The organism is Parafrankia sp. EUN1f, from assembly GCF_000177675.1.
In the GTDB taxonomy this organism is placed as follows: domain Bacteria; phylum Actinomycetota; class Actinomycetes; order Frankiales; family Frankiaceae; genus Parafrankia.
This window is the reverse complement of the sequence record NZ_ADGX01000140.1, coordinates 1-22177: the sequence shown is the minus strand read 5'-3', so window position 1 is coordinate 22177 and position 22177 is coordinate 1. Positions and strand designations below refer to the sequence as shown.

Annotated in this window: 22 protein-coding genes; 13 read left to right on the top strand and 9 right to left on the bottom strand. The window is 70.2% G+C overall.

What is annotated here, in order from left to right; all coding sequences use genetic code 11:
* The first annotated feature begins 57 nt into the window (after window positions 1–57).
* Window positions 58–1488, top strand: a complete 1431-nt coding sequence (locus FREUN1FDRAFT_RS29970) for an alkaline phosphatase PhoX (protein ID WP_006544060.1) — start codon at window positions 58–60, stop codon at window positions 1486–1488.
* A 108-nt stretch (window positions 1489–1596) separates the two neighbouring features.
* Here the strand turns inward: FREUN1FDRAFT_RS29970 and FREUN1FDRAFT_RS44400 are convergent, their stop codons facing one another.
* From FREUN1FDRAFT_RS44400 to FREUN1FDRAFT_RS46915, 5 genes are all read right to left on the bottom strand, one after another.
* Window positions 1597–3960, bottom strand: coding sequence for a protein kinase (locus FREUN1FDRAFT_RS44400; protein WP_006544059.1), 2364 nt, complete (start codon window positions 3958–3960; stop codon window positions 1597–1599).
* Window positions 3961–4170: 210 nt separating this feature from the next.
* Complete coding sequence (locus FREUN1FDRAFT_RS29960; protein WP_006544058.1) at window positions 4171–4752, bottom strand: NADPH-dependent FMN reductase; 582 nt, start codon at window positions 4750–4752, stop codon at window positions 4171–4173.
* A 40-nt stretch (window positions 4753–4792) separates the two neighbouring features.
* Entirely contained in the window at window positions 4793–5116 is a 324-nt protein-coding gene (locus tag FREUN1FDRAFT_RS48290) for an IclR family transcriptional regulator C-terminal domain-containing protein (protein ID WP_369809836.1), read from the bottom strand.
* On the bottom strand, window positions 5049–5516 hold the full coding sequence (locus FREUN1FDRAFT_RS29955) for a DUF2752 domain-containing protein (protein ID WP_006544057.1): 468 nt from the start codon (window positions 5514–5516) through the stop codon (window positions 5049–5051). Before FREUN1FDRAFT_RS29955 ends, FREUN1FDRAFT_RS48290 begins: the two co-directional genes overlap by 68 nt.
* Window positions 5479–5700: a TM2 domain-containing protein gene (locus FREUN1FDRAFT_RS46915; RefSeq protein ID WP_232295479.1), complete on the bottom strand. Its 222-nt coding sequence runs from the start codon at window positions 5698–5700 to the stop codon at window positions 5479–5481. Before FREUN1FDRAFT_RS46915 ends, FREUN1FDRAFT_RS29955 begins: the two co-directional genes overlap by 38 nt.
* A gap of 641 nt (window positions 5701–6341) precedes the next feature.
* Here FREUN1FDRAFT_RS46915 and FREUN1FDRAFT_RS29945 point away from each other — a divergent pair.
* The 3 genes from FREUN1FDRAFT_RS29945 to FREUN1FDRAFT_RS29935 are packed head-to-tail and all read left to right on the top strand — an operon-like array spanning window position 6342 to window position 9951.
* Window positions 6342–6740 (top strand): cupin domain-containing protein, encoded by a 399-nt coding sequence (locus FREUN1FDRAFT_RS29945; protein WP_006544055.1) that lies wholly within the window; start codon window positions 6342–6344, stop codon window positions 6738–6740.
* A 25-nt stretch (window positions 6741–6765) separates the two neighbouring features.
* A complete protein-coding gene (locus tag FREUN1FDRAFT_RS29940) occupies window positions 6766–7512 on the top strand; it encodes an SDR family NAD(P)-dependent oxidoreductase (RefSeq protein WP_006544054.1) in 747 nt (248 codons plus the stop codon).
* A 24-nt stretch (window positions 7513–7536) separates the two neighbouring features.
* On the top strand, window positions 7537–9951 hold the full coding sequence (locus tag FREUN1FDRAFT_RS29935; protein ID WP_006544053.1) for a phosphoketolase: 2415 nt from the start codon (window positions 7537–7539) through the stop codon (window positions 9949–9951).
* Window positions 9952–9959: 8 nt separating this feature from the next.
* Here the strand turns inward: FREUN1FDRAFT_RS29935 and FREUN1FDRAFT_RS29930 are convergent, their stop codons facing one another.
* On the bottom strand, window positions 9960–10547 hold the full coding sequence (locus tag FREUN1FDRAFT_RS29930) for a TetR/AcrR family transcriptional regulator (RefSeq protein WP_006544052.1): 588 nt from the start codon (window positions 10545–10547) through the stop codon (window positions 9960–9962).
* A gap of 140 nt (window positions 10548–10687) precedes the next feature.
* Here FREUN1FDRAFT_RS29930 and FREUN1FDRAFT_RS29925 point away from each other — a divergent pair, with 140 nt between their 5' ends.
* The 7 genes from FREUN1FDRAFT_RS29925 to FREUN1FDRAFT_RS29895 all read left to right on the top strand — a co-directional run bounded on the left by FREUN1FDRAFT_RS29925 (window position 10688) and on the right by FREUN1FDRAFT_RS29895 (window position 18168).
* Window positions 10688–11641 (top strand): TIGR03620 family F420-dependent LLM class oxidoreductase, encoded by a 954-nt coding sequence (locus FREUN1FDRAFT_RS29925; RefSeq protein WP_035954409.1) that lies wholly within the window; start codon window positions 10688–10690, stop codon window positions 11639–11641.
* Window positions 11642–11786: 145 nt separating this feature from the next.
* A complete protein-coding gene (locus tag FREUN1FDRAFT_RS29920; protein WP_006544050.1) occupies window positions 11787–13121 on the top strand; it encodes a helix-turn-helix transcriptional regulator in 1335 nt (444 codons plus the stop codon).
* A gap of 153 nt (window positions 13122–13274) precedes the next feature.
* On the top strand, window positions 13275–13562 hold the full coding sequence (locus FREUN1FDRAFT_RS29915) for a DUF1540 domain-containing protein (RefSeq protein WP_006544049.1): 288 nt from the start codon (window positions 13275–13277) through the stop codon (window positions 13560–13562).
* Window positions 13563–13989: 427 nt separating this feature from the next.
* Window positions 13990–15129, top strand: a complete 1140-nt coding sequence (locus FREUN1FDRAFT_RS29910; protein ID WP_035954406.1) for a VCBS repeat-containing protein — start codon at window positions 13990–13992, stop codon at window positions 15127–15129.
* A gap of 70 nt (window positions 15130–15199) precedes the next feature.
* Window positions 15200–16660 carry an acyl-CoA carboxylase subunit beta gene (locus tag FREUN1FDRAFT_RS29905; RefSeq protein ID WP_006544047.1) on the top strand — a complete coding sequence of 487 codons (1461 nt, stop codon included), beginning with the start codon at window positions 15200–15202 and terminating at the stop codon, window positions 16658–16660.
* Between the two features lie 165 nt (window positions 16661–16825).
* Window positions 16826–17602: an SDR family NAD(P)-dependent oxidoreductase gene (locus tag FREUN1FDRAFT_RS29900; RefSeq protein ID WP_006544046.1), complete on the top strand. Its 777-nt coding sequence runs from the start codon at window positions 16826–16828 to the stop codon at window positions 17600–17602.
* A gap of 68 nt (window positions 17603–17670) precedes the next feature.
* Window positions 17671–18168, top strand: a complete 498-nt coding sequence (locus FREUN1FDRAFT_RS29895) for an ester cyclase (RefSeq protein WP_006544045.1) — start codon at window positions 17671–17673, stop codon at window positions 18166–18168.
* A gap of 8 nt (window positions 18169–18176) precedes the next feature.
* Here the strand turns inward: FREUN1FDRAFT_RS29895 and FREUN1FDRAFT_RS29890 are convergent, their stop codons facing one another.
* The 3 genes from FREUN1FDRAFT_RS29890 to FREUN1FDRAFT_RS29880 are packed head-to-tail and all read right to left on the bottom strand — an operon-like array spanning window position 18177 to window position 20229.
* The gene (locus tag FREUN1FDRAFT_RS29890) at window positions 18177–18866 is read right to left on the bottom strand and encodes a hypothetical protein (protein WP_006544044.1); all 690 of its coding nucleotides are present in this window, start codon (window positions 18864–18866) and stop codon (window positions 18177–18179) included.
* Window positions 18863–19828, bottom strand: a complete 966-nt coding sequence (locus FREUN1FDRAFT_RS29885) for an ABC transporter ATP-binding protein (protein WP_006544043.1) — start codon at window positions 19826–19828, stop codon at window positions 18863–18865. Before FREUN1FDRAFT_RS29885 ends, FREUN1FDRAFT_RS29890 begins: the two co-directional genes overlap by 4 nt.
* Complete coding sequence (locus tag FREUN1FDRAFT_RS29880) at window positions 19825–20229, bottom strand: GntR family transcriptional regulator (RefSeq protein WP_006544042.1); 405 nt, start codon at window positions 20227–20229, stop codon at window positions 19825–19827. Before FREUN1FDRAFT_RS29880 ends, FREUN1FDRAFT_RS29885 begins: the two co-directional genes overlap by 4 nt.
* Before the next feature lie 161 nt (window positions 20230–20390).
* On the opposite strand from FREUN1FDRAFT_RS29880, the gene FREUN1FDRAFT_RS29875 reads away from it, so the two are divergent.
* Together FREUN1FDRAFT_RS29875 and FREUN1FDRAFT_RS29870 are read left to right on the top strand one after the other, a co-directional pair.
* Window positions 20391–21587, top strand: coding sequence for a cytochrome P450 (locus FREUN1FDRAFT_RS29875; protein WP_006544041.1), 1197 nt, complete (start codon window positions 20391–20393; stop codon window positions 21585–21587).
* 207 nt (window positions 21588–21794) lie between these two features.
* Window positions 21795–22177, top strand: a 383-nt coding sequence (locus tag FREUN1FDRAFT_RS29870) for an IS4 family transposase (RefSeq protein WP_006544040.1), incomplete at its 3' end; no start/stop codon positions are given.

The window sequence follows — 22177 nt, the reverse complement described above, 5'->3', positions numbered from 1 at the left end:
GGTCGACCCGACAATGTCCATGGCGTCCCAGTTAATAATGATCGTGGAGGCACGCCGGTGACTTCTTCCATTTCCCGCCGTAACCTGATGCGCACCGGTGCGGTGGGCGGCCTCGGCCTGGTTGCCGCCGGCAGCATGGACGTTCTCGCCGGCACCGCCGCGCAGGCCACGTCCCGCTCCGCGGCCGGCTACGGCGCCGTCATCGCCGACCCGGCGGGCCTGCTCGCGCTGCCCGACGGCTTCTCCTACAAGATCATCGCCCAGACCGGCGTGACGACGCTCGAGTCGGGTGAGCCGACCCCGGGCGCCCCGGACGGCACCGCCTCCTTCCCCACCCGCAACGGCGGCTCGGTGCTGGTCAACAACCACGAGCTCAGCGGCGCCGCGGCCAACCCGGTGCCGCACATCGCGGACTACACCTACGACCCGGGCGCCCCCGGCGGAACCACCAACATCGAGGTCGACCGGAAGGGCAACCGGGTCCGCGAGTACGTCAGCCTGGCCGGAACCCTCACCAACTGCGCCGGCGGCTACACCCCTTGGGGCACCTGGCTGACCTGTGAGGAGACCGAGCAGAAGGCCAACGCCACCTACAAGTACGATCACGGGCACGTCTTCGAGGTCGACCCGGTGGACCAGAAGGCCAACAAGAACCCGGTGCCGCTGAAGTTCCTCGGCCGCTTCGCCCACGAGGCCGTCTCCGTCGACCCGAAGACCGCGGAGATCTTCCTCACCGAGGACGCCAGCAGCCCGCACGGCCTGTTCTACCGCTGGGTGCCGCCGAAGAAGTTCCGTGCCGGCAAGGGCGCGCTGCGTGCGCTCGCGCTGAGCGCGGGCGGCGACACCGCCGGCTCCCTGCAGGCGCTGAGCGCCAGCAGCGGGTCGCAGCACATCGTCGACCTCTCCGAGGCGACCACGGTCGGCACCAGGTACAAGGTCAGCTGGGTGGACGTCCCCGACCGCAGCGCGGCCACGGTCTCCATCCGCAAGCAGTTCACCACCGACCAGGTCACCAACAGCCGCAAGCTGGAGGGCACCTGGTGGGGTGACGGCGGCGTGTACTTCGTCTGCAGCTACGCCCGGGTGAGCGACGGCAGCCCCAAGGAGCACGACGGCCAGGTCTGGTTCTACAACCCGAACAACGAGACCATCACCCTCAAGGTGCTCTTCGGGGTGAACCCGGATCCGACCCAGGACACCGACTTCGACGGCCCGGACAACATCACCGTGTCGCCCTACGGTGGGCTCATCCTGGCCGAGGACGGCGAGGGCGTCAGCCACCTGATCGGCGTCACCAAGAAGGGCACGGCCTACGCGCTGGCGCGCAACGAGCTCAACGAGAGCGAGTTCACCGGCCCGAACTTCAGCGCCGACAAGAAGATCCTCTTCGCCAACATCCAGACCCCCGGCTACGTGCTCGCCATCACCGGGCCCTGGGACGGCTGCGACGACCGCGACTACCACGACCCCCGCGGCGACCACCGCTGATCATCCGAGCAGCGCTTTCTGAGCGCTGACAGCACCTGCTGACGGCGGGCCGGCCTGAGCTTCCTCATGCCGGCCCGCTTGCGTATGCCCTGGTGCGAGGCGCGACGGTCACCCCCGCGAGACCTTTCCCTGCGTGTCCACGAACGTGGGCGAGCACCGTTTGCCACCCGGATCCGCCGCGTTCCAGACGCAGATCCGCTCCGAATACTGGTAGTAGCCGAAAAAGAGAAAACTGTTCGGCTTGGAGTTGGCGGTGGCGTAGTTCGACGCCTCGAGCCTCTTGGTCGAGGAGCTGGCGTTCGCCTCACCGTTCACGATGACGTCGGCGACACACGACCCGGCGCCGGCGGAGAGCTTTCCATAGAGCAGACCCTCGAAGTTCAGCCAGCCCGTGCAGCCGGAGACACTCACCTGTGAGCCCTCCTGGTACTTGTCGCCACTACCTGGGCCCGCCGGGCCGGCCTGGGCCGAGTTGACAGGAGGAGCCGTCGTCCTCGTCCCGGTAGGAGGCCTGGTGGTGGCGACGGGGTTCGTCGGCCGGCTGGCGGGCGAAGTCGTCGGAGTGACCGGAGCCGTCGAGCCGACCGCCGAGGTCACCGCGGTTGGCGTGGAGCTCATGGTGGGCGTGATGACGCTGGTGGGCGGTGAAGGCATCGGGGTCACCTTCACCATGCCGTCCGAGCCCTGGGAGCCCGTCGCATCGCCTGAGTCCCCGTGATTGCCATCGAACAGGTTGCCGGACATGACCGCCCCGACCGACACCGCCAGAACGGCCAGGACGACACCACAGACCGTGGCCAGCCGTGCCGTTCGGCGCCGCGACCTGCGCCTGCGCGCACGCTGTCGCTCGCGCCGGGACACCGGTCCCGGCGTGTCCAGGTCAGCCGCGGGCTCGGGTGCGGGTGCGGCCTCGGATGCGGTCTCAGGTTCAGATTCGGGTGCGGACTCGGACTCGGAGACCGGCCTGGTCGCGGTCACCGGTGGAACGCCTGGAACGGCGTCCACGGGATGCCGCTGGGGCGGTATCAGCGAGTTGATCGCCGGTGCGCCGACGGGCGTGGGAGCGACGTCGATCTCGGTGCGGGCCAGGCCGCTCGCGGACCCGATCCGAGCCGTGTCGAGCTGGTCGAGCAGGATGCGCCGGGTCTCATCGGCGGACGTCCCGGTGAGATCGACGTGGAGGCCGCCGGCAGGCAGGTCGGGCCAGGGGCAGTCCGCGATGCGTACCGGTATCAGAGTGCGGGCGAACCGAGCCCGGTCGGAACCCGAGGCGGCGTTCCATTCGGGCTGCCCGAGCACCGTTTCCAGATAGGCCGGGGAGAGGAGCGCCAGCGTGTGGGCGGCGTACGCGGTGCCCTCGAACATGCCGGTGCTCCAGTACGGGACCGGCGTTTCCTCCCAGGCCTGCAGCAGCACCCGATGGCCGGCGGCGACCAGCTGTCCGGCTATCCATTCCGCCCAGGCACGATCGGCCCTGGCGTACGAAACGAAGAAGTCCCAGCTGGGCCGCTCCGCCCCACTCCGGCTCCCGGCACCCCCGTCCGTGACCGTGCCGGGCCTGGGATCGACGGAATCGAAGGGATCGAGGGGATGGAGGGCGAACCGCCGGACGGCGTCCTTCAGGTGTAACGACAGCCCCGTCCGGGCGGCCCAGCCTGGCCCGAACACCCTGGTCGCGGCCCGCGCGAGGTCGAGGGCGAAGGCTGGTGCGTCCCGGTGGCGGTCGGCCGGTGACTTCGCCAGGGCACGCAACACGACGTCGGCCAACGGGGCCGCCACACCGGTCATCGGGGGCGGAGGCTGCGTCAGGTGCTGGAACATCACCGCTGGCACCGACTGCCGGTCGCGGCCGAACGGCGGCGCCCCGACCAGCAGCTGGTAGAGCACCACGCCGAGCGCGTACAGGTCGACGCCCGGCCCGAGCCGGCCGCCCTGGATCTGCTCCGGCGCCATGTACAGCGGAGTGCCCGATCCGCTCGCGGTCGCCGCGGAGCCCTCGAACATCTTCACCAGGCCGAAATCGCCGACGACGGGCGTGCCGTCGGCGCCGAAAAGAATGTTCTCGGGCTTGATGTCGCGGTGCAGCATCTTGTGGCTGTGCGCATGCTCCAGCGCCGCCGCGACAGCCAGCCCGACCCCGCACGCCTGTTCAGGGGTCATACCGAGCAGCCGATCAGCCAGCGTGCCGCCGGCCATCAGCTCCATCACCACCAGGCAGAGACCCTCGGCCTCGACATAGTCGTGCACATGAAGCACATGCGGGTGTTTCAGCTTCTCGAGTGCCTTCGCCTCCTCGGCGAACCCGCTCGCGGCGCGCGCCGCCCCGTCGCCGGCCATCACCTTGATCGCGACCTGACGGTCCAGCCATCGGTGTTCACCGGCCAGCACCGCACCGAACGACCCCGAGCCCAGCTGTTCGCCCACCCGGTAGGCGGGAAGCGCGCGTTCCACCCACTCGCGGTCGAAGATCACCGTGGGAATCCGATGCCGTGCAGTGTTTCCCGCTGCCCCGCCATAGTTGGATCAGCCTATACAGCTGGCCACAAATCGCTACCGGCCGGTCGCCGTCCCGACAATTGCCCGGTCGATCAAGCGCAGGGGGAAGTGCGGCGCGGACACAGGCGCGGGCGGGCACCGGCGGTTCCGCGGAACCGCCGGCTCAGATGGCGTACCGCCGGGTGGTCAGTCGCCCGCGGGCGTCTGCAACGGGATGAGGGCGGTGCCCACCGTGACCAGCTCGTCGAGCATCTTCTTGGCGGACGCGTCGATCAGCTCGTCGCTGCGGAAGGCGCCGGACTCGTCCAGGCGCTGGCCGACGAACGGCACCGAGACGGCGTCGGTCACCGGCACCATGCGCAGCGCGGCGAGGACCGGCTTGAGCTGCGTGACCGCACGCAGGCCCGCCGAAACCCCACCGTAGGAGACCAGGCCGACGGCCTTGTAGCGCCATTCGCGGCTTAGGTAGTCCAGCGCGTTCTTCAGCGAGCCGGGGAAGCTGTGGTTGTACTCCGGGGTCACGATCACGAACGCCTGCGCGCGGGAGATCGTGGCGCTCCACCGCTTCGTGTGCTCGTGCACGTAGTTCCCGGTCATCGGGTGGTTCGGCTCGTTGAAGATCGGCAGATCGACGTCGACGAGGTCGACGACCTCGACGTCGAAGCCACCCTGCGCCCGTGCGGCATCGGCGACCCACGCGCCCACCGCCGCACCGGCCCGGGTCGGGCGGGTGCTCGCGACGATGATCTGCAGGAGGGGCTTGGACATGGGAGATCTCCACTCTGGACGAGGCTGTTCCGTTGAAGGCTCAACCGAATCGGGGAGGTCGCCCATTCCCTTCGACAGCCCTCACCTCGCGCCGCGAACCCCACGCTCGCACAGGAATTTTCGCACTGGGCATGGACACTGACAGCCAGGCCAGAACCCGGCCATCCAAGGCCCGCAGCGGAACACCGACGGCGACCACGTCCTGCTCCGAACGCTCCTGGTTCACCGCGAAACCGCTGCGGCGCACCCGCTGCAGCTCGTCCCGCGTGGGGCGGTTCCGCGGAACCGCCCGGCTGTCAGCCGGTAGTCGGCGTGAGCGGCCAGCCCGGCAGGTTGCGGACGACCATCCACGCCAGCGCGGCACCCGCGATGCCGTGGGCAACCGGGCGCGGGAGGGGCGCGCGCACGCCGCGTTCGTAAGCACGGGCCTGCCGGACCACGAGCGCGACCAGCAGCGGTGCGCACACCAGCAGGAACAGGTTGTCGTGCGCGGCGGCCGCCGGCATGCCGTGGAGCAGATCGTGGGCGAGCCGGAGGCCGCCGCAGGCCGGGCAGTCCAGGCCGGTCAGCGCCTTCGTCGGACACGTCGGCATCACGGCGGCCGGGTCGTGCGGGTCGACGGCTGCCAGGTAGCCCGCGCCCGCCACCAGGCACCCGGCCGCACCTGTGAGAAGGAGACGCCGCAGGCGCCGCCCCGCGTGCCCGTCAGTGGTGCCCGCGCCCGCGTCAGTCACGCAGCGGGCGACCGTACTGGTCCCGGACATCGCTGGTGAGGATGATGATGCCGTCGATCAGGGCCCAGATTCCGAGCCCGCCGCAGGTGAGCAGCTGGGCGATCGCGATGCCGTTGCTTCCCATGTACCACCGCCCCGCGCCGACCCCACCGAGGAAGATCTGGAGCAGCCCGGCGACGAGCTTCTGCTTGTCCGAGAGGGGCTCGCCAGTCACCGGATGGCGTCCGTAGGGGGCTGTGGGGTCGAACCACCCGGGTCCGTAGCCCGGCGGGGGCCCGTAGCCCGGCGGGGGTCCATAGCCCGGCGGCGGACCGTAGCCCGGCGGGGGCCCGTACCCAGGCGGTGGGCCGGGTGGAAATCCGCCGGGTGGCGGGCCGAAGCCCGGCTCCTGTGGCCCCGTCTCGCCGAAACCGTGTCCCTGCTTGCCCGGGTCCGGATACGGCGGCTGTCCTGGCGTGGTCATGGCACATCTCCGTCCGAACTGCCGGCCCGCGTAAGAGTTCCGGCCGCGGCATGTCGAAATGGGGGCTTCGGACAGTATCGTCCGCAGCGGTCCCGAACGACCACGGACCACGGCGCAGACCGCGCCGGCAGGTTTACCAGCGCCCGGCCCAGCGGTAGCCGAGCCCGGGGCGGTTCCGCCGGACCGGACGGGTCGCAGTCCGGCGGACGCGGCTCGCCCATCACCGCCCACGACGGCGGACGGCTCAACTTCGGCGAATGCCTCTTCGTGTTCCTCCAGGACCACCCGACCGCCGCGTAGCGGCTTGCGCTCCGAAAGTCACGAGTTGACCGGACGGCCGGTTGAGACGTGAATTGTTCAGAGCGCCGACGGCGCCTGGAAGGAGCCGACTGATGACCGACGAGCCCGCCCGGCAGTTCTTCTTCGATGTCAACCAGCTTCCAGGGCACACGAACGCCGAGCTCTTCGGTGATACCGAAGAGGCACAGGAGTACCTCGACCTCTTCGGACGCGACCTTGTCACCAGGACGATCCTGCAGTCCCCGGAGCTGTCTGTTTTCCATGAGACAGCCGCGCCCGGTGAGAAGGTCAAGCCACACCGGCACGGCACGCACCAGCTGAACTACGTCCTGCGCGGCGAGCTGATATTCGGCCGCCGGAGGATCGGTGCGGGAATGGGATTTTTCACGCCCGATCTTCTTTACGCCTGGCGGGCCGGCGACGAGGGCGCCGAGTGGATCGAGATCCATTCCGGGCAGCCCGGCATCTTCACCGACCAGCGGAAATCCTGACACAGAGCACGGAGGACTGAGAATCATGACAGCGTCGTTCGAGGGCACGGCCGCACTCATCACGGGCGCGGGTTCCGGCATGGGCCGCGCGATCGCGTTGCGGCTCGCAGGGCAGGGGGCGTCGGTGCTCGGCGTCGACATCGACGAGGGCCGGCTCGCCGAGACGAAAGCGCTGACAGCCGGGCGGTTATCGGTTCGCCAGGCGGATGTCGGCGACCCGGGTGCCTGCGCCGAGGCGGTCGCCGCGGCCGTCGCCGAGTTCGGGCGGCTCGACGTGCTCGGCAACGTCGCGGGGATCTACCTGGCCGAGCACACGACGAAGATGTCGGTCGAGCAGTACCGGCGGGTCATGAGCGTGAACCTCGACGGCTGCTTCTTCCTCGCCCAGGCCGCGATCCCCCACCTGCTGGAAACCGACGGCACCATCATCAACATCGCGTCGAACTCCGGCCTGCAGGGCGTTCCCTACTCGGCGGCCTACAGCATGAGCAAGGGCGGGCTGATCGCGCTCACCCGGTCGCTGGCCGTCGAGTACCTCAAGACGAGGCTGCGGGTCAACGCGATCGCGCCCGCGGGCACGAGAACCAACATCGCCACCTCGGGCACCTTCCCGACCGACGTGGATCCCGACCTCGCCCGGCGGCTGGGTGGCCTGCGCGGGCTGGCCGAACCGGAGGAGATCGCCGCCCTGTTCGCGTTCCTAGCCTCCGACGAGGCCCGTTCGATCACCGGCGCCGTCTACACCGTCGACAACGGCCTCACCGTGAGCTGACAGTGGACGTGATATCCACGGCGCATGACTGCGACGGCACAGTCGACCGATAACACCACCACCGTCCCGGAGCTGGACCACGAGGCGCTCACGCGCCTCGTGGACTACTGGAAGGCCGCGAACTATCTGACGGCCGCCCAGATCTACCTGCTCGCGAACCCCCTGCTGCGCCAGCCCCTGCGGCGTGAGGACATCAAGCCGCGGCTGCTGGGCCACTGGGGCACCTCACCCGCGCTGAACCTCATCTACGCGCATCTGAACCGCCTGGTGCGGCTGACCGGCCAGGACGTCCTCTACGTCACCGGCCCGGGGCACGGCGGCCCGGCGCTGGTCGCCAACACCTACCTGGAGGGCACCTATTCCGAGATCTACCCGGCGGTCTCGCGGGACGTCGCCGGGCTGACCAGGCTCGTACGGCAGTTCTCGACACCTGGCGGCATCCCGAGTCATGTCAGCGTCCCGACCCCGGGGTCGATCCATGAGGGGGGCGAGCTCGGCTACGCCCTGGTCCACGCCTTCGGCGCGGCGTTCGACAACCCGGATCTGCTGGTCGCGGCCGTGGTGGGCGACGGCGAGGCCGAGACCGGCCCGCTGGAGGGCAGCTGGAAGGGCGTCAGCTTCCTGAACCCCCGCCGAGACGGCGCCGTCCTGCCGATCCTGAACCTCAACCAGTACAAGATCGCCAATCCGACCGTGCTGGCCCGGCACAGCCGCGAGCAGGTGACGAGCCTGTTCACCGGGCACGGCTACGACGTCCACTGGGTCGAGGGGTCGGACGTCGAGCAGGTCCACCGCGACTTCGCGGCGGCGCTGCGCACCGCCTACGGGCAGATCCGCGAGTTCCAGGTCGCGGCGCGGCGGCCGGGCGCGACGGTGACCGACGCGCCCCGCTGGCCGATGATCGTCCTGCGTACGCCCAAGGGCTGGACGGGGCCGCGCGAGGTCGACGGCGTGCAGGTCGAAGGCACCTTCCGGGCCCATCAGGTCCCCCTCGCCGGGGTACGGGACAGCCCCGAGCATCTCGCGCAGCTGGAAGGCTGGCTGCGCTCCTACGAGCCGGAGCGCCTCTTCGACACCGACGGGCGGCTCATCGCGGACCTGGCCGCGCTGGCGCCGGAAGGCGACAAGCGCATGGGCGCGGCGAGCTACGCCAACGGCGGCCGGCGGACCGAACCGCTGCGCCTTCGCGAGTGGCGTTCCTACGCCCTCCAGATCGACCCGGCGCGCCGCGGCACGCTCCTGCACGAGACCACCAGGCCGCTGGGTGACCTGCTGCGCGACCTCTACCAGGACAATCCGACCACGTTCCGGGTCTTCAGCCCGGACGAGCTCACCAGCAACCGCCTCGGCGCGATCCTCGACGTCTCCGACCGCTGCCTGGTCGCCCCGATCGAGCCGACCGACGACCGGGTCTCACCCGACGGCCGGGTGATGGAGGTGCTCTCCGAGCATCTGTGCGAAGGCTGGCTGGAGGGCTACACCCTCACCGGGCGCCACGGCCTGTTCGCCACCTACGAGGCGTTCGCGATGGTCTCGGCCTCCATGGTCATCCAGCACACGAAATGGCTGCAGGAGGCGTCGAAGCTCGACTGGCGCGTGCCCGTGCCGAGTCTGAACGTGCTGCTGACCAGCACCTGCTGGCGCAACGACCACAACGGCTTCTCGCACCAGGGCCCCGGGCTCATCGACACGGTCGTGCCGCTGTCCCCCGAGGTCGCACGGATCTGGCTGCCGGTGGACTCCAACACGCTGCTCTCCGTCACGGACCACTGCCTGCGCAGCCGCAACCACGTCAACCTGGTGGTCGCCGACAAGCAGCCGCACCTGCAGTACCTGACCGCCGACGAAGCCGCCGAGCACTGCGCCCGCGGCGCCTCCGTCTGGGACTGGGCCGGCACCGAGGCCCGGCACGGGCGTGACCCGGACATCGTGCTCGTGGGCATCGGCGACGTCCCCACCATGGAGATCCTCGCCGCCGCCGACCTGCTCCAGCAGTTCGTCCCCAGCCTGTCGGTACGGGTGGTGAACGTGGTCGACCTCATGGCGCTGCTGCGGTCCGACCTGCACCCGCACGGGTTCTCGAATCCGATGTTCCGGGCCCTGTTCACCGATGAGACGGATGTCGTCGTCGGGTTCCACGGGTACAGCCGGGCCGTCCACCAGCTGCTGCACGGCCGGCACAACCCGAACCGTTTCCACGTACGCGGTTTCATGGAGCAAGGCACCACCACGACACCGTTCGACATGGTCGTGCGCAACGGCGTCAGCCGGTTCCACCTGGCCCGCCTCGCCGTGGAGTTCGCCCGCAGCACACATCCGGGCACCGACCGGCTCGTCGACCACTGCGAACTGTCGATCGAACGGCACCACGCCTACGTCACCGAGCACTTCGAGGACCTGCCCGAGGTCCGCGACTGGACGTGGCCCGGGCGCGGCTGAACCCGCCGTCAGGCGTCCCCGCCGGAGATTCGGACCGCGTCGAGGGTCAGCCTGAGCAGCCGAACGGCCTGGTCGTCGTCGGCGTCGTCGCCGCGGGAAGTTGCCAGCGCGACGCCGACGACGAGCTGGACGAGGTCGTCCGGGCGGAGGTCGGTGCGGGCCACCCCCTCCCGCTGGGCACGGCCGAGGAGATCTGCCGCGGCGGCCATGATGACCTGGTGGCAGTCGACGGTGACCGCCGCGGCTTCCTCGATCATGAACATGCCGGCCAGGCCCTGGTTGACCCGTGCGTGGGCGAGAAACAGGTGCAGCCAGGCCGCCAGGGCGTCGTCCGCCGACCGGGTGGCCGACAGCTCCGCGGCCTGTCGGCACAGGGTCTCGATCCGGTCGGCGAGAACTGCGCTCAGGAGTGCCGCCCGGGTCGGGAAGTGCCGGTAGAGGGTTCCCTGCCCGACCCCGGCCCGCCGTGCGATCTCGACAAGGGACGCGTCCGGCCCAGCCTCGTCGAACGCCTCGCGCGCGACGGCGAGCAGGCGCTCCCGGTTACGCCGGGCGTCGGTTCGCCGGGGGCTCCGCACCGGAGCTCGTCCTTCCACCGCCGCCTCCTCACCTCGCCTTCACCTTCGTCTTCATCCTCGTACATAGACAAGCGGACATCATGTCCGTATTTTGGCGAGCGGAAGTGGACACCCTGTCCGGAACCAGGGTCGGTGGAAACGAGCGGCAGTAGAGGAGCATGGTGAAGGACCCAGAACGCATGCTGGGCAACGTCGGCGTCTGGACGTTCGCCTTCGATGGCCAGCCCGCCAGCCGGGTGCGGGACGCCGCAGCGGAGATCGAGGAGCTGGGCTACGGCGCCATCTGGTACGGCGAGGGCCTCGGCCGCGACACCGTGGGCCAGGCGTGGCTGCTGCTGTCGGCCACGCGGCAGATCACCGTCGCGTCCGGCATCGCGAACATCGCCCTCCGGGATCCGATCGCGCAGGCGACCGCGGCCCGCGCGCTCGGCGAGGCCTTCCCGGGGCGCTACCTTCTCGGCCTGGGCGGGCACCGGGTTGACGAAACCGTCCACAAGCTCGACGGCTACCCCATGCCGGCGGTAGCCAAAGCGGTTGCGACCATGAGCGCCTATCTGGCAGCCATGGACGCCGTGCCTGCCCACAGCCCGTCCCCGCGGCCGGCCGTGCGCCGGGTACTGGCCGCGCTCGGGCCGAAGATGCTGTCGCTGGCAGCCGAACGGGCATGGGGGGCCCACCCGTACTTCGTGCCTGTGGAGCACACCCGGCAGGCGCGCGCGATCATGGGCCCCGAGGCGTTCCTCGGGGTCGAGCAGGCCGTCGTTCTGGACACCGATGCCGACCGAGCCCGCCAGATCGCCACAGCGCACGTCACCGCCTACGTCACCATGGCACCTCACCAGTTGGCGAACGTCCGGCGGATGGGCTTCGGTGACGACGACCTCGTCGGCGGACCGAGTCGCCGGCTGGTTGACGCGATCGTCGCCCATGGCGATGCCGAGGTGATCCGTGACCGGGTCCGCCAGCATCTCGAGGCGGGGGCCGACCACGTGGCCATCCAGGTCCTCACCGCCGACCCGGCCGCGCTGCCCGACCGCGAATGGCGCGAACTCGCCCCGGCGCTGCTCGACGTCGCCGGCACTCGGCCACCAGCCGCCGGGCACCGGCGCTGAGCCCCGGTGCCCGGTTACTGGGCGCCCCCCCGATCGCGTGACGAGGTTACCCACGTAAGAGGTTGATCCCGGCCGGATTCGGTAGCAGCGGTCGTCCTGTGTGTCCCGTCCTGTCCTGTTGCCAGGCGGACCTGGGACAATCCCTGTGACACCAGGCGATCGACGCACGGCGCGCGAAGGGACGACGACACTGCCACCGCCGGAGGGAGATCCCGGGACACCGGGCGCGGAACCAGCGGAGATCTCGAACGACGAGGACCTTCGGGCCGCGGTGGTGCGTCTGCTGGGGACGTCCGACGATCGTGCGGTCGAGCGGCGCGTCGGGGTGTCGAAGACGACGGTGAACGACCTGCGCAACGGGCGTCGTCGGCTGACACTCAAAACCCTCACGCTGATCGTGGCGGCCTACGACCCCGAGCACCGTGAAGCCTGGCTGGACGTCTGGCACCGGCTGCATCCGAGGGTCGCCAGGAAGGCACCCCCAGCTCCGTCCCCGACTCCGCCGGCAGCGCCGTCGCCCGCGGCTGCCGCCGAGCCCCCGGCACTCGCCGAAGCCCCTACGCCTACCGAGCCCGCGGCGACTGCCGAAGCCGCGGCGCCCGCCGAAACCACAGCGCCTGACGAAGCCCTGGCACCGGCGGTGCCTGCGGAGCCCGCGGTGCCGGTGCCGCCGGTGCCGCCGGTGCCGCCGGTGGCGGGCGGGCTCTCGCGGCGAGCCGCCCAGGCGCTGACCGGCTCGGCGCTGATCGCCGCCGTGGTGGCCGTCACTGCGATGATCTTCATCCTGGCCGACGGCGACACCCCCGCCACGCCGGCACCGTCGGCGCTGTCGGCCCAGTCGGCTGGACCGGTCGCGCCGAACGGGGCTCGGCCCGGTGCTTCTCAGCCCGGTGTGGCTGTGCCCGGTCTTGCCCTGCCCGGTGCGGCCGCGCCGGTGGGCGGGCCGGGCCCGCCGGCGAACGCGGGCCCGCTGCCGGCCGGCGGGCCGTCGGCCGGCAGCGGCTGCTACCGGCTGGAACTGCCGACGGAAGCGGCGGTGGTCGACGGCCCGGGCAGTGCGGCCACCGGGCTGCGGGTCACCGCTGGGGCCTACCAGTACTTCGCGTCGTGGAGCCCGTCCGCCGCGGTGGGCGGAAAGATCAGTGGCCGGCCCGCCGGCGGGCAGATGCTGATGGGGGCCTCCTGGGCGGACCCGGCGACCACGGACTCCACCGCGGCCCACAATCCCGGAAACGGCCTGTTCTACCCAGGCCAGGTGCTGGAGCTGACCACCGAGAACTGCTTCACGGTCCAGCCCTACAACCTCGGCTACGGCGGCTACACCGGGATCACGACCCGCATCTACGTCCTGCTGGTGGACGCCGCCGCGGTTCCGGCGCTGCCCCGGGAGGCGCATGACCGCGGCGGGCTGTCCGAGCAGGACCTCGCGGCGCATGGCGCCGAGATCCTCGGCTATCTCACCATTCCGCCTCCGCCCTAGTTTCTCCGCGAGAACTTCAGGTTAGGCCAACCTCACGCGCCGGCGTTATCCTGCGACATTCTCCTCCTGCCTTGACGAGACCCCGGGCGGACTCTAGGAAGTGCCCGAGAGGATTTCCTCTCGAGGTATCCCTACAAGGAGAGGCAGCCAATCATGGACCTTCCCGTCATCACGAAGTGTGCCGTCGACGCGTGCGCCTACAACGGCAAGCAGGCCTGCCACGCCCCCGCGATCACCGTCGGGGACTCAGGTGCTCTGGTGGCACACTGCGACACCTTCTTCGTCGCTCCCTCGAAAGGCGGCAATCCGTCCGACAAAGGCCGCGTAGGCGCCTGTAAGGTAACCGACTGTCGACACAACAAGAACTTCCTCTGTCAGGCCGACGGAATCAACGTCGGTTTCAACCTGAACGGCGTGGACTGCCTCACCTACCAAAAGTGACACCCGGCGAGCGTGTAGCAGATTCCCGAGAGGTGGCGGATCCAGCCCACCGAAATCGACCTGGCGGTCCGCGCCCGCCCGCCGCACGGCGACCCACCGGGGATCCCACGCCGCCGCACAGCGCCAGCAATTCACGCCGATAGGGGCAAACTGGGCACGAAGTCGCTTGGCGATCCACAAGAAGTGAGGATTTGGTTGTCCTTGCAGCCGAAATCCTTACTTCTTGCTCGGAAGCAGCGTGGGGCTGCGGAAGCCCGAAGCTCGGGATTCTGCGACGGGCTCCAGACCACGGTGAACATCCCAATCCCGGCTGCCGGCCGGAGCACCCGCCGGCCGGCAGCCGGACCGGGCCGGCAGCCGGACCGGGTCGGCACGTCTCGTGTGTCGCTACCGGGCCACCGGAGCTCGCCAGGCCACCATCAGGCCCGTGGCACGAGGCCTGTACCGGCGCCTGACCGTGATGGTTCTTTTGGCCCCGTTCATACTCGTCGCCCTGTCTCCGGCAGCGCCGGCGGCGCCCGGGCCGCTGCCAACGGAATATCTCACCGGGCCCGGCCCGGTTGCGGCGGCGGCTGAGGAGCTCTCCGGCGACGACAACGTCGACGTGGCCGTCGTGAACACCGGAAACAACACCCTTTCGGTGCTGCTCGGCAACGGCGACGGCACCCTCCGACCGCCGCAGACCTATCTCACCGGCTCCGGGCCGGCCGGGGTGCGGGCGAACTACCTGGACGCGGACGACTACCGGGATATCGCCGTCACGAACAGATACGACGACACAGTGCTGGTGTACCTGAACAACGGTGACGGCACCTTCCGGCTTCCGATTCCCTATTTCGCCGGCAGTGGGCCGGGTGGTCTGCGTGCTGAGGATGTCAGCGGCGACGGCATCGTCGACCTTTCGGTCGCCAACAGCTTCGACGGCACGGTGTCGGTACTGCGCGGCAACGGTGACGGAACCTTCCAGCCCGCCGTCCCGTATCTCAGCGGGCCGAGTCCCGCATCGCTGGGAGTGGGCGATTTCAACGGGGATGGCGTCGGCGACGTGGCCGTCTCGAACGCCGGCGACGGAACCGTGTCGGTGTTTCTGAGCAACCACGGCATCCTGCTCGGCCCGCAGGTCTATGTCACCGGGCCCGGTCCGGCCTCGGTGACGGTGGGGCTGATGAACGGCGACGACATCAACGACGTGGCCGTCGCGAACTCCGGGGACGCCACCGTGTCGGTGCTGCTGGGCAACGGTGACGGAACCTTCCGCCCGTCGGCGGCGTACTTCTCCGGCCCGGGCGCGACCGGGGTGGAGATCGGTGACCTCACCGCGGACGACGCGGACGACCTGGTCGTCGCCAACCAGGGAGACGAGACCGTGGCGGTGCTTCTGAACAACGGGCACGGGGGGTTCGGGCCGCCGAAGGTCTACCCCGTCGGCCCTGGCCCGTCCGCGGTGAAGACCGCCGACCTGCTCGGCGACGGCGACGACCGGGCCGATGTGGTCGTCACGAACAGCCGCGGCAGCACCGTGGCGGTCCTGCTGAACCGCGGCGACGCCTGCCGCGGGCCGGCTTGAGTGCGGCTATAGAGGGCCGAAAGAACGCCCGGTCATCATCGGACCAGATGACGACCGGGAGGGAAATTACATGACCGAGGTGGCAAGCGGCAACCGGGTTCAGGTAGTCATCCCGGAGCAGGATGTCCGCGCTCCCCACAACAGGCTCAGCCAGTTGTTCGACGCGGGTTCCTTCATCCCGTTTCCCGGCGGGACCGCCAGCGGTGTGCTGGCTGGTCGCGGCCAGATCGACGGCGAGGTCGCCGTCGCCTTCTGCACTGACGGAAGCCGGATGGGCGGGGCGATCGGAGCCGACGGGGCCGCACGGATCGTCACCGCCATCGAGGAGGCGGTGCGCCTGCGCCGCCCCGTCATCGGCCTGTGGCACTCCGGCGGGGCGAGCCTCACCGAGGGCGTGCAGGCCCTCGACGGCATCGGCCGCATCTTCGCCGCCATGATCCACGCGTCCGGCCGGGTCCCGCAGATCTCGGTGGTGCTGGGACCGGCCGCGGGGGGCGCCGCGTACGGGCCGGCGCTGACCGACGTCGTCGTCATGGCGCCGGCCGGCCGGGTCTTCGTGACCGGTCCCGATGTGGTCCGCAGCGTCACCGGCGAGCAGATCGACATGGAAGGCCTCGGCGGCGCCGATGCGCACGGACGCCGGTCCGGTGTCGTACATGTGCAGGCGTCCTCCGAGAGCGACGCCTACCAGCGGGCACGGCGGATCACCGCCCTGTTGACCGGGTCCGGCCCGTTCGTCATCGATCCGGGGCTCACCGCGGGGCGCGACGCCGACGAGCGCCGGCGGCCCGACCCGCGCACGCTGCTCCCGCAGCGGCCCCGCCGGGCCTACGACGTCCGGCCGCTGATCCTGCGGATCCTCGACGATGATCAGTACCCGTTCGAGGAGCTCCAGCCGCGCTGGGCCCCGAACGCGGTGATCGGCCTCGGCCGCCTCTACGGCCAGCCCGTGGGAGTCATCGCGAACAATCCGATCCGCAAGGGCGGCTGCCTGGACTCGCTCAGCGCCGAGAAGATCTCGCGATTCGTCCGGATGTGCGACTCGTTCGGGATCCCGCTCGTGGTGCTGGTCGACGTACCCGGCTATCTGCCCGGTGTGCGCCAGGAATGGGACGGTGTGGTCCGGCGCGGCGCCAAACTGCTGTACGCGTTCGCGGAGGCCACGGTGCCCCGGGTCACCCTGGTCACCCGCAAGTCGTTCGGCGGGGCGTACATCGCGATGAACTCCCGCTCGCTGGGGGCTACCGCCGTTCTCGCCTGGCCCGAGGCCGAGGTCGCCGTGATGGGCGCCGAGGCCGCGGTCGGCATCCTGCACCGGCGCACCCTGGCCGCGGCGTCCGAACAGGATCGGCCGGCCGTGCTCGCCCAACTCGTCGCGGAGCACACCCGCACGGCGGGTGGGGTGGACCGCGGGCTTGCCCTCGGCGTCATCGACGCCGTCATCGAACCGGCCGAAACCCGCCGCCGAGTCGCCGAGGCCTTGGCGGACGCACCGGCCCGGCGCGGCCACCACGGCAACATCCCGCTGTAGACGCGAAACCGAAACTCCGTATAGCGCCGGTTGTCACCATTGTAGAGTCGGTAAACATTATCGACCACCCGCCGACAGCTGCTGCCGACGGAAATGACACCTGCGGTCGGGCGAGCGGTTTTATTACTCAATCGCTACCCGAATGTTGCGAAAAGAAGGAGCGGGATGCCCAGCGGATCAGTCGTCGTCACCGGCGCCGCGGCCGGCATCGGCAGAGCCTGCGTCGAGCTGTTCGCCGAGCGCGGGTTCGGCGTCGTCGCCGTCGACGTGTCCAAGGAAGGGCTCGACGAGTTCGCCGGCCACTCCGAGGTCGTCACTCTGGTGGGCGACGTGGCGGACCCGGAGACCAACGACGCCATGGTGGCGCTGGCCGTGGAACGTTTCGGCCGCCTGGACACCGCCGTCCTCAACGCCGGGCTCGGCGGCGCGCCGCCGATCGAGGCCGAAGGGGCCGTCGAGAAACTCGACGCGATCTACGCGGTGAACGTCCGCGGCCTGACGCTGGGAATCCGTTCGGCCGCGCCGGCCCTTCGAGCCGCCGGCGGCGGATCGATCGTCGTGACGTCGTCCGGCGCCGGCCTTCGGGGCGACCCGTACACCTGGGCCTACAACACCACGAAGGCCGCCGCGAACAACCTGGTGCGCTCGGCCGCGCTGGACTACGCCTTCCAGGGCATCCGGATCAACGCGGTCGCGCCCGGGCTCACCCTGACGCCCCGCACCGCCGGCCAGCGCGCGGACCCGGTTCTCTCCGCGGCGCTGACCCGGCGTATCCCGATGGGCCGCTGGGCCCAGCCACGCGAGCAGGCGGAGGCCATCTGGTTCCTGGCATCACCGGCGGCTTCGTACATCACCGGGGTCACGCTGCCCGTCGACGGCGGGCTCACCGCCTCGAACGGGATCCTGCTGCCGCCCACCTATCCCGGCGAGCCACCCCAGTAGTCGTCCGGCGCCCACAGATCCACAGGTCCGGTCCACAGGTCCGAGCCGTGCACGAGGAGAGGATCGACATGAGCATCGAGATCCGCAAGGAGATCGCCCGCCGTCTCTACGAGGAGGTCGTCACCGAGGGCCGGACGGAGCTGCTGGAGACGTTCGTCGCCGAGGACGGAACCGATGGTTCCCGTCCGCAGGCCAGCTGGTCCAGCGGCCGCAAGGGTTTCCAGGAGCACGTCGACGGACTGCGCACGTCGGTTCCGGACGTACGGGCCACGGTGACCGACCTCGTCGCCGAGGACGACCGGGTGGTGGTGTTCTGGCGGATCGAGGGCACCCACGAGGGCGAGCTGTGGGGCGTGCCCGGAACCGGCCGGCGCATCGAGGCCGACAGCATCAGCCTCATCACCTTTCGCGACAACCAGATCGTCGGCTATTCGGTGCTGCCCGACCGGCTGACCGTCCTGCGCCAGGTCGGCGCCGTCGCCGCCGTCAGCGCCGGTGCCGGTGGCAGTGCCGGTGGCAGTGGCGGTGGCGGTGGCGGTGGCGGTGGCGGTGGCGGTGGCGCCTGAGTACCTGATCAGACCGTCGCCCGGCGCATCGTGGTGAATCCGCCGACGAAGAGGGCCGCCGCCGCGACGGCCAGGACGCCGGTCAGGCCGGCGGCGCTGAGATCGGTGAGGAAATCGCCGATCGCCTCCCACGCGTCGGCCCAGGACGCGGCGAGAACGCCGGCGAGCAGCAGGGTCGCCTGACCTGCGATGAAGACGGCCAGGCCGGTGACGTTCCATCGGCGGTAGACGATGCCGAACCACATCCCGTAGACGAACAGCAGCCCCAGGCCGACGAAGGACGTCAGCCAGGTGAGGTACCACGGCCCGTCGAGAAGGTAGGAGATCCGGAAGAAGTGCAGGTCGACCCCCCAGCCGCCGGTGGCCCCCTCCAGGGCGTACAGCGCGGTGAGGGCGACGGCGTCGGCCGCCGAGAGGGCCACGGCGAGGCCTGCGGTCCCGAGATAGTAGGAGCGCCGGCTGAGACCGAGAGCGAGCCCGAACGGCAGCGACCGGTGCGTCGCCATCAGCCCGCCGACGAACATCCAGACGTACAGGGTGGCCAGCCCAGCGGTGTGGATGCTGGTGGGAACCGCCGTCGAGACGATCAGGTTGATGAGCAGGCTGAACACCGTCAGAGCCCAGGGCACCGTCAGGTAGACCGGCCGCTGGGTGAGGTGGTACCGCCCGACGTTGACGATGGTGCTCCAGTTGGTCACGCGCTCGCCCTCTCGGATCGCTCGCTCTGGGAATGCTCGCCCTCGGATCGCCCGCTGTCGGATCGCCCGCTGTCGGAACTCTCGTCGTCGGATCGCCCGGCGGCATGGATCAGGACCTGCTGCAGTGACAGGGGTTCCACCCGCAGGTGCAGGTCGCGGGCACGTTGCAGCTCGGCGCCGCCGAGCGGGCCGGCGATCACCACCGACTCGTGTGCCGCGACCCGGCGCCGGTCCTGGCCGGGCCGGTCGGGACGGTCGGCCAGAAGCTGCGCCACCGCGGCGACCGGGCCGCTCACCTCCGTGTACGCGCCCCGGAGCTCATCCGTGGGCGCGTCGAGGACCACCCGGCCGCGGTCGACCATCACCACCCGCTCCAGCAGGGCGGCGGCCTCGTCCACCAGGTGGGTGGACAGCAGGATGGTCCGAGGATGCTCGGCGTACTCGGCGAGCAGCCGGTCGTAGAACAGCTGGCGGGCGACGGCGTCGAGCCCTGCATACGGCTCGTCGAACAGGGTGATCTCGGCCCTGGCCGCCAGGCCGATCACGATGCTCAGTGCCGAGCGCATCCCGCGGGAGAGCTTCTTGACCGCGCGGTCCGGCGGCAGGTCGAACTCGCCTGCCATCGTCGCGGCCACGTCACCGTCCCAGTTCGGATAGAACCAGGACGCCGCTTTCAGCGCGTGCCGCACCTTGAAATCGGGAAAGGTCTGGTCCTCGCGGATGAGGACCAGACGGCGCAGTATCGCGTCGTTTTCGAGCGGATTGGCGCCGAATACCAGAACCCGGCCCCGCGACGGCAGCTCCTGGGCCGCGATCATGCGCAGCAGGGTCGTCTTGCCGGCACCGTTACGCCCCAGCAGGCCCGTGATGGACGGACCGTCGATGTCGATCGTGACGTCGTCGAGGGCACGATGGCCGCGGTAGTGGCGAGTCAGCCCGCTGACCGAAATGGCGGCCGTCACAGCGAAACACCTCCCTGGACTCCGCTGGTCTCGCGGACCAGCTCAACCAATGACTCCGCGTCGATGCCGAGGCGCTGGGCCTCGGCGACGAGTGGCTGCACGAAGCGCTCCGCGAAATCCCTCCGCCGGTCGGCCAGCAGCCGCTCCCGCGCCCCGGCCACCACGAACATGCCGATACCCCGGCGTTTCTCCAGCAGCCCGTCGTCGATCAGCACGTTGAGCCCTTTCGCCGCGGTGGCCGGGTTGATCCGGTAGAAGGCAGCCATCTCGTTGCTGGACGGCACCCGCTCGCCTTCCGCGAGCGAGCCGTCGGCGATCTCGTCGGCCAGTCGTTCCGCGATCTGGGTGAACAACGGGGTCCCACCATCGAGCACTGCCACCCCCCACGCCGTCGGGACCATCGGTTCGTTACTCAACTAATGTACCCGCGAAGCGAGGTCGAGTCCAGACCGCGACGTCGCCACCAATTGAGGCAAGACCCATTGCACTAAATGGGCTACGCTGACCCTGTCGATGTCCGACATCCACCGAAGGCTCAACGCATCAGCAACTGGAGTGGGTTGTGACCAGTACCGTGCCCGTGCCCCCCGCGTGCCCGATCGACCCGGCCCGCGACGACCGCAAGTCGGCGGTGCTGGCAGCACAGCGGGTGCATGCCGATCCCGGGGCGCGGGTCGTCGGCACATTCGCCTTCGGCCGGGAGATCCTGCGCAGCGGCAGCATGCTGCAGGCCGGCGCCGGCTCCGACCAGATGAAGTCCGCGGGCCAGTACGCCTCGGTCTTCTTCCTCGACGGCGAGATCCACAAGCGCCGCCGCACCGCGATCGCGCGCTACTTCACCCCCAAGGCCATCAACACCCGCCACCGCCTGGTCATGGAGAAGACGTCCGACGAGCTGCTGGGCAAGCTGCAGGCGGCCGGCGGCGGGAACCTCGACGAGCTCAGCTACCAGCTCGCCGTCGCGGTCGCCGCGGAGATCGTCGGCCTGACGAACAGCGACCAGCGGGCGATGGCGAAGCGCATCCAGGCGACGCTGCTCGGCACCCGGCTGCGGGGCATGCATCCCGCCGTCCGGGTCCCCGCGCAGGCGGTGACCGCCGTGCACGCGCTGCGGTTCTTCCGTAACGACGTGCGCCCGGCGGTCAAGGCGCGGCGGGCGGAGCGGCAGGACGACGTCATCTCGCACCTGCTCGACGAGGGCTACCCGGACAAGCAGATCCTCATCGAATGCATGACCTACGCGGTCGCCGGCATGGTGACCACGCGGGAGTTCATCGTCATGGCGGCCTGGCACCTGTTCGACCATGCCGAGCTGCGCGCCCGCTTCACCGCCGGTGACGAGGCCGAGCAGACCACGATCCTGGAGGAGATCCTCCGGCTGGAGCCGGTCGCCGCCATGCTGCACCGGCGCGCCACGGAGGACGTCGAGCTGGGCCCCGGCGCCGCCCGCCGCGACGAGGTGCTCGCCGTCGACATCCGGGCCGCGAACGTCGACCCGGAGACCGTCGGCGAATGCCCGTTCGCCCTCGACCCGGACCGGGCGAAGCGCATGCGGACGGTCGGCACCTTCATGAGCTTCGGCGACGGCAGCCACCGCTGCCCCGGAGCGCAGGTCGCGATGGCCGAGACCCGGGTGTTCCTCGACCGGCTGTTCCGCCTGCCCGACCTGCGCCTGGCGCAGACCCCCGAGATGACCTGGTGCGACGGGCTGATGAGCTATGAACTGCGCGGCGCGAAGGTGACCTGCGGCAAGGCGTGACCACCGGCCATCTGGTCACTTCTCGGCAACGTCCGCTACCGCTACCGCTGCTGCTGCTGCTGCTGAGCAAGAAGCAAGGCCGCGTAGTTAGGCGTGGTTGGTGGCTGTCAAGGGACGTCGGCGTGTCGTGGTGCTGGTGGTGAACGCGCAACGGGACCGCTGGTAGGTAGGAGATCCGCCAAGATCCGCCTGCTGCCAGAGGTCCCGTTGCCTGCTCAGTGTCCCACGGTCTGTCTGACGCGTTCCCTCACGGTCGCCGAGGGGGTGTTCGCGCCCGGGCATCTGGGTGAACTGACCCAGCACGCGCCGTTCGAGCTGGTCGATGCCGTGCTGACGGAAACCGGCCGTGTGCAGCAGCGGGTGCGTGATCTACCCAGCCGGGTCGGGATGTACTTCGTTCTCGCGCTGGGCCTGTACGGGCATCTGGGGTACGCCCGTGTGTGGGACAAGCTCGTGGCCGGGCTGCGGGACCTGCCCGGCCTGGTGCTGGTCACGCCTTCGGAGAAGGCGCTGCGGGACCTGCGCCGCCGGATCGGGCCCGCCCCGGTGAAGGCACTGTTCGAGGTGGTCGCAGGGCCGCTGGCCGGCCC